The organism is Mesorhizobium sp. M4B.F.Ca.ET.017.02.2.1, from assembly GCF_003998955.1.
In the GTDB taxonomy this organism is placed as follows: Bacteria; Pseudomonadota; Alphaproteobacteria; order Rhizobiales; family Rhizobiaceae; genus Mesorhizobium; species Mesorhizobium abyssinicae.
Genome location: NZ_RZOF01000344.1, coordinates 1 through 6,641, shown reverse-complemented (window position 1 = coordinate 6,641; position 6,641 = coordinate 1). Strand labels below are relative to the sequence as shown.

6 protein-coding genes are annotated in these 6,641 nt (G+C 66.6%); all 6 read right to left on the bottom strand.

The window, feature by feature from the left end; all coding sequences use genetic code 11:
• A partial coding sequence (gene tatB, locus EN738_RS28525; RefSeq protein ID WP_127286571.1) for a Sec-independent protein translocase protein TatB occupies positions 1-262 on the bottom strand: 262 nt, incomplete at its 3' end.
• A 29-nt stretch (positions 263-291) separates the two neighbouring features.
• Positions 292-513: a twin-arginine translocase TatA/TatE family subunit gene (locus tag EN738_RS28520; RefSeq protein ID WP_127286570.1), complete on the bottom strand. Its 222-nt coding sequence runs from the start codon at positions 511-513 to the stop codon at positions 292-294.
• Positions 514-693: 180 nt separating this feature from the next.
• Positions 694-1,449 (bottom strand): SMC-Scp complex subunit ScpB, encoded by a 756-nt coding sequence (gene scpB, locus EN738_RS28515; protein WP_127286569.1) that lies wholly within the window; start codon positions 1,447-1,449, stop codon positions 694-696.
• The gene (locus EN738_RS28510) at positions 1,446-2,246 is read right to left on the bottom strand and encodes a ScpA family protein (RefSeq protein ID WP_127286573.1); all 801 of its coding nucleotides are present in this window, start codon (positions 2,244-2,246) and stop codon (positions 1,446-1,448) included. Before EN738_RS28510 ends, scpB begins: the two co-directional genes overlap by 4 nt.
• Before the next feature lie 63 nt (positions 2,247-2,309).
• The gene (gene nagZ / locus EN738_RS28505) at positions 2,310-3,329 is read right to left on the bottom strand and encodes a beta-N-acetylhexosaminidase (protein ID WP_127286568.1); all 1,020 of its coding nucleotides are present in this window, start codon (positions 3,327-3,329) and stop codon (positions 2,310-2,312) included.
• A 132-nt stretch (positions 3,330-3,461) separates the two neighbouring features.
• Positions 3,462-6,641 (bottom strand): SPOR domain-containing protein (locus EN738_RS28500; protein ID WP_245494791.1); only part of this gene is annotated, 3,180 nt, incomplete at its 5' end.

Genomic DNA, 6,641 nt, shown 5'->3' with positions numbered 1-6,641 from the left:
CCGGTTCGAACGGATTGAGCTGCTTGCGGATCTCGGCGACCGGGCTGAGGCCCCTGAGCTCGTCCACCGACTTCTTGACGTCGTCGAGTTCGGCTTCCTTCAGCGCCTCGTTGAACTGCTTCTGGAAGTCGCCGGCCATGGCACGCAGCTTTGCCGTCGTGCGGCCGAAGGTGCGCAGCATATTGGGCAAATCCTTCGGCCCGACGACCACGATCATGACGACCGCGATCACCAGCATCTCGGTCCAGCCGACTTCAAACATGGCAATCTGTTCCGACTAGAACCTCGGGCTCAGCTCTTGCTGGCCTTTTCCTTCACCGTCGAAACGGTCTCGTCCGCGCGATGCTCGACGGTGCGCTTGTCGTCGGCGGTGTCGTCGTCGGCCATGCCCTTCTTGAAGCTCTTGATGCCCTTGGCCATGTCGCCCATCAGCTCCGGAATCTTGCCGCGGCCGAACACCAGCAGCACGATCACCAGGACGATCATCCAGTGCCAAATCGAAAACGAACCCATAGCTACTCTCTCTCGAATGTTTTCCCTGGCGATGATCTATGCGCTTTCGCGTTGGGATTCAAACACAACCGCGACAAAGTTTATGACAGCGCGGCGGATGTCACGCATTTTCGGTAATGCCGCCCGCTACCAATCGGCGCATCTACCCTCGCAACGCTGCTTTTGACAGCGGCAGGCGGGTCAATCTTCCGTGACGCGCGGCGTTAGAAGACCGAGTTCCTCGAGGTCGATGTCGGTCAATGCATCCTCGTCCTCGGCCAGCGCGTCGGGGTCGGCCGGCGGCAGCGGCACCGAGAAATTCGACGGCATGCGGGTCGAAAGCAGCCCGGCGCCTTTCAGTTCCTCCATGCCTGGAAGATCACGGATCTCCTCCAGCGCGAAATGGTCGAGGAAGGCGTCCGTCGTACCGTAGGTGACGGGGCGGCCGGGCGTGCGGCGACGGCCGCGCATCCTGATCCATTCCGTCTCCATCAGCGTGTCGAGCGTGCCCTTCGAGGTTTCGACGCCCCTGATGTCCTCGATCTCGGCACGCGTCACCGGCTGGTGGTAGGCGATGATCGCCAGAACCTCGAGCGCCGCGCGGGACAGCTTCCTTTGCTGGACTGTGTCGCGGCTCATCAGGAACGCCAGGTCGCCGGCGGTGCGGAAGGCCCAGGCATCGCCGACACGCACCAGATTGACGCCGCGCCTGGCATAGATCTGCTGCAGGTCGGCCATCGCAGCGGCGATGTTGATGCCGTCGGGCAGACGCGCGGCAAGCTGCTTTTCGCTGACCGGCTCGGCGCTGGCGAAGACGATCGCCTCGGCCATGCGTACGGCTTCCGCCAGAGCGAGCCGCTCGGCCGGATTCTCGACCGAAGCCTGCTCGACCGCAGTTTCCTCGGCCTCGTCCTCGACCTTGAACGGAATGACCGAAGCGTTGGCGCGTTCGCTCATGCTACCACCTCGACTGCCTTTATGCCTTGGGCGCGGCCGCGCAGATAGATCGGCGCGAACACCTGCTCCTGCCGCAAGTCCAATTTGCCTTCACGCACCAGTTCGAGCGTCGCGGCAAAGGAGCTGGCGACCGCCGTGCGCCGCTCTTCCGGAGCGGCGAGATACTCGATCAGGAAACTGTCCAGCGCCGTCCAGTCGCTGAGCGTGCCGACCAGCCTGTTCAGGATGTCGCGCGCATCCTTGAGCGACCACACGCCACGCCTGGCGATCGTCACATTGTTGATCGCCTGCTTCTGGCGCTGCTGCGCATAGGCGGTGAGCAGATCGTAGAGCGAGGCGGAGTACGCGTTGCGCTTCTCGATGATGACCATTTCCGGCATGCCGCGCGCGAACACGTCGCGGCCGAGCCGGTTGCGGTTGACCAGCCTGGCGGATGCATCGCGCATCGCCTCCAGCCGCTTCAGCCGGAACTGCAGCACCGCAGCCAGTTCCTCGCCGCTCTCGCCCTCTTCGCCCGGCTGCTTCGGGATCAGAAGCTTCGACTTCAGGAAGGCCAACCACGCCGCCATCACCAGATAGTCGGCGGCAAGCTCCAGCCTCAGCGCCCTCACCTGCTCGACGAAGGTCAGATACTGCTCGGCCAGCGCTAGGATCGATATGCGCGCCAGATCGACCTTCTGGTTGCGCGCCAGATGCAGGAGCAGATCGAGCGGCCCCTCGAAGCCGGCGACGTCGACGACCAGCGAGGGGTCGCCGGTAACGCGCGAATCGTCGTTCTCGGCCCACAGACGGTCCATCGGTGCGGCCTTCGCGGCCTTGCTGTCCAATGTTTCCGCCACTGCCTCTGTCTCTTTCCTCTGTCAGGCCACCGCGTCGAAATAGGTGGCAAACTCGGCGCGTATCTCGGTTTCGTTCGCGCGGTCGCGATCCTTTATATAGGTCAGCGCCCGCTCGGCGCGCTCGAGTGGCTTGCCGGTAAGCGCCGTGGTGCGTGACGCGATGCCCGACATTTCCTCGAAAACCCCGTTGCAGTGAAGGACCAGATCGCAGCCCGCCGCAAGGATCGCCGCCGCCTTTGCCGGGAAATCCCCAGAAAGTGCCTTCATCGAGGTGTCGTCGCTCATCAACAGCCCGTCGAAGCCGATCTCGCCGCGGATAATGTCGTTGACCACCTTTGCCGAGGTCGTCGCCGGGTTGTTCGGATCGACGGCGCTGTAGACGACATGCGCCGTCATCGCCATCGGCAATTGGTTGAGCGCCTTGAACGGAGCGAAATCATGGCTGCGCAGCTCGCTGAGCGGCGTATCGACCGTCGGCAGTTCGAAATGTGTGTCGGCGAAGGCCCGCCCGTGCCCCGGAATGTGCTTCATCACCGGCAGCACGCCGCCCGACATCAGTCCCTCGGCGGCGGCGCGACCAAGCTCGATGACGGGGCCCGGCTCCTTGCCGTAGGCGCGCGCGCCGATGACGTCGCTGGCGCCTTCCACCGGCACGTCGAGCACCGGCAGGCAATCGGCGGTGATGCCATGGCGAAGCAGGTCGAAGGCATGCAGCCGCGCCATCAGCCATGCGGCGCGGCGGCCAGCCTCGCGGTCGTTGCGCCACAGCGCGCCGAGCGCGCCGCCCGCGGGATAGTTCGGCGCCAATGGCGGCCGCAGGCGTTGCACCCGGCCGCCTTCCTGGTCGATGAACACCGGCGCGTCCGCGCGCCCGACGGCGTCGCGCATCGAGGCGACCAGATCGCGGATCTGCTCGGTCTCGCCGACATTGCGGGCAAACAGGATGAACCCCCACGGTCGTTCGCCGCGATAGAAACGGATTTCCTCGGGGGTGAGCGATTTCCCGGCGCAGCCGAGGATCATGGATTTTGATTCGGTCATACGTGGAAGCTTAGGGCTTCGCGCGGACAAAGGGAATCTCCCCGCCCAACATGCGGCTGAAGGCCCGATCCCGGTCCACAAAAAACCGGCGCAGCCCTGCGGCCGCGCCGGTTTGATTGATTGCAGCCAGGCTCAGCGCGACACGAAGCAGTTGCCGCCGGCCGCCTTGTAGCTGGTGCACAGGGCGATCGCGTCGTTGCGCGACTGCGCCGGCACGCGGACGCGGTAGAAGGTGCCCTTGCCCGCGATCTCGGCCTTGACGATGTTGGCGGTGCGACCCGACAGCACGCTGCCGTAGCGGCGCTGCAGGTCCTGGTAGGTGGACTGCGCGCTTTCAACCGTCGGCTGCGAGGCGATCTGCATCGACCACGAACCGCCGCCCGCCGCTGCCGCGCTCGGCGATATCGAGGCGACCTGGTCGGGCTTCACCTCGCCGACGACGTCGACCGGCTGGTCGGACGGACGCTGCGGCGCCACCGGAACAGTGGCCGGCGTGTCGGCCGACTGGCTGTGGGTGGTCTGCGTCTTGGCTTCAGCCTTGGCCTCGGGCTTCGGCGCCGCCGGCTTGAGCGGCTGAGCGGCATCGGACTGGTCGGCGCTGGCGACCTCGTCGGTCGGCTGATCGCTTGCCTGATCGGTCGCCGGCGCCACGGTGCCGGTCTGCTCGGCACCGGCCTGCGCCGCGGGGGCGACATGCTGAGGCGCCGGATCGGCCGGTTCGGCGGCAGCGACCTGCGGAGCAGCCTCGGGTGCAGGATCCTCTCGCGCAACCAGCGAGCCATCGGGCTTGACCATCATGGTCCTGACCTTGCGCGGCGCGACAGCGACGACTTCCGGGTTGGTCCCTTTGTCGGCTTCCTGCAGGACCTGGGCTATGCGATCCTCGGATTTCGGCGCCGGCGCCGCATCCGCGCCGGCCTGCGCATCCACGCCCGGCATCGCGGTCGCGGCGGCATTGCCCACATCGTCCATGCCCGGCGCAGCATCGGCGGGCGAAAGATCGACGACGCGGCTCTCCGGCTCCTTGGCTTTCACATCGACCGGCTCTTCGGTGTTGGTGACCAGCTTTTCCTGCACCGGCTCGGCCGGCTTGGTACCCTTGACCACCGCGTCATAGACCTTGTTGTCCTGGTTCGGCACCACCGTGCCGCCCGGATTCTCCGGCTTGACCTTGATCGGCGCGTTGTCGGCCTTGACGATAACCGGCGCCTCGCTGCCGCCCTTGCCGCCAAACGACAAGGCAAAGGCGCCAAGACCACCGGCCAGGGCCACGGCGCCGACGACGGCGGCGATCAGCACGCCACGGCCGCGCGGCCTGGCGGCCTCACGCTCGGCAAGGCCCGGCACCGCCATCTCTTGGTCCAGTTCGGGGTCGTAGTCGAGCTCATCGACCGCGAAATCGTCGGCCTGCGCGAGCGGCCGGCTGCCCGGCAGATCGTCAATGTCGAAGCCGCCCGTCGCGGCGGCCTGGGAAACCGGCGCTGAGGCAGCCGGCATTTCAGCCGGCTTCGCCGCCGCATAGGCGCGCGCGTCGCCGTGGCCCGGTTTGAACCCGGCGCCGTAGCTGTCGTCCTCATAGGCGGCGGCGCGTGCGGGCGCAGGCGCCACATCGACCGCGTTCATGTCGTTCAGCAGGCCGGCGAACTCCGCGTCGAGATCGTCAAAAGCTGGCGCCGCCGGCTTTTCTTCCTCGAAGTTGAGCTCGGGAATATCGAGATCGTCGGCAAGCGCCACCACACGCTCCGGCACGTCGATGGTTTCGACGTCGGGCATCTCGTCATAGGCTTGCGGCTGGTCCTGCGGCGCGGGCTCTGGCTCGGCATAGGCCGGAACCTCCTCCACGACCGGCTCCTGCCGGTATGACGGCTCGGCCGAGACCGGCGCCGCCGATGCCGTCGGCTGGGCCGCGAACGTCGCCTGCGCGGCCGCTGCGACCGGTGTCACGCGGCTCCAGGAACGCGCCGGCTCAGGCGGTGCCGAGCGCAGCCAGTCCTGCGAAGGGGAAGCCGACGCCACGGGATGGCTCGGCTCCTGATCGCCCCCGATACCCCTGGCAAAGGCGGCATCGAACGCGTCGTCGTCGAAATCAATGTCGGCGGAGGGCGCTGCATCCTCGCCGGACGCTGGCTCCTGCCCGTCGAGATTCCAATCGAGGTCATCAGCCAGTTGCTGGGGAGCGGGAGGCTCGATCACCGGCTGACGCACGGGCTCGGCTTCCCTGGCGACGGGAACCGGCCGCGCGCTCATGGCGCCGAGGAGAGCGTTGAGTTCGTCCTCGAGGCTCCGCTCTTCGGCGGCGGGCTTCGGCGGCTCGACCGCGACGACGGCGGGCGCAATCGGAGCGATTTCCTCGGCAGCGGCTTCGGCTGCCGGCTGTTGATCCTCGGCGGTCGGCGCATCGTCGATATCAAGCTCGAAATTGTCGTCGAACGCTTCCTGCGCGACGAATTCGGGAGCATCGTCATTGGCATCGGTGACGTAAGCGGCCTCGGCAGGCGCTTCGGCAGCCACCGGCTCGTCGACCGGCGCGTGATCGATTTCGAATTCGTCCTCAAAAGCCCGCAGATCGGCATCGTCAGCGGCATAGGCGGCCTCGGCGAGGGCTTCGACGGCCGGCATCTCATCGGCTTCAGCCGGCTCTTCGGCCTGCGTGGCTTCAGCCGGCTCTTCGGCCTGCGCTTCGAAATCCGTGTCGACATCGGCCATCGCCTCGTCGAAATGACCGGAAAAGTCCTCCTCGGGGATCGCCTGGTCGGCAGCCGCCTGCACAGGCGCTGCATATTCGGCAGCAACGGCCGGCGCGGCATGATCCTCCGCAGGGCCATGTCCGTCTAGCGTCAGCTCGTCCTCGAGCGACAGAGAAACCGAATGTTCGAGATCGTCATCGAAAGCGGCTTCGGCCACTGGCGCGGCAGCTTCGACGACGTTGTGGTCGACCGCCTCCACCGCCTCATTGGCGCCCGGGAATTCGCGATCGAGCGACGCGGCAAGCTCGTCGTCCATCGGCAGATCGTCATCGAGCGGCGAGACGTCTTCGAGCGAACTGGCGACCGCCTGGCCGAAATCATCGTCGAAGGCCGCTTCGAATTGCGACTCCGCTTCGACCTGGAGCTCCGCATCGGCCTGCGGCTCGGCGGCCGCTTGCGCCGGGGCGCCGAAGTGATGGTCCGCGATATCGTCGAACACGAAGTCCTGGTCGAGCGACGCCGCAAGCTCGTCGTCCAGCGCAACGGAGGCTGCGGTTTCGAAAGCCGGCTCTGGCGGCTGCGCGACGGCGGCACTTTCCTCGGCGCCGAACTCGCCCATCAGCTC